We start from the raw sequence: 405 nt of genomic DNA on the forward strand, positions 1-405 counted from the left end.
GGCGGCAGCAGGCCTCGGCGTCCCCGTCATCCATTTGTCGACCGACTATGTCTTTGACGGCGCCAAGGACAGCGCCTATGTCGAGACCGACGCGACCGCCCCGCTCGGCGTCTACGGCGCCTCCAAACTCGCCGGCGAAAAGGCCGTGGCGGCCGCCAACCCGCGCCACCTCATCCTGCGCACCGCCTGGGTCTACAGCCCGTTCGGCAGGAATTTCGTCAAGACCATGCTCAGGCTGGCTAGCGACCGCGACGAGATTTCGGTCGTCGCCGACCAATGGGGCAATCCGACTTCGGCGCTCGACATCGCCGACGCCATCCTGCATGCGGCGGCGAGGCTGCGGGACGACAAGAATTTCGCCGCCTTTGGTATCTACCATCTGACAGGCAGCGGCGAGACCAACTG

General features: G+C 65.7%; 1 protein-coding gene. It reads left to right on the forward strand.

What is annotated here, in order from left to right; genetic code table 11:
• On the forward strand, positions 1 to 405 hold a 405-nt coding region (locus tag EOA75_RS33760), incomplete at both ends, for a sugar nucleotide-binding protein (protein WP_127326201.1).

The organism is Mesorhizobium sp. M1A.F.Ca.IN.022.07.1.1, from assembly GCF_003997575.1.
In the GTDB taxonomy this organism is placed as follows: Bacteria; Pseudomonadota; Alphaproteobacteria; order Rhizobiales; family Rhizobiaceae; genus Mesorhizobium.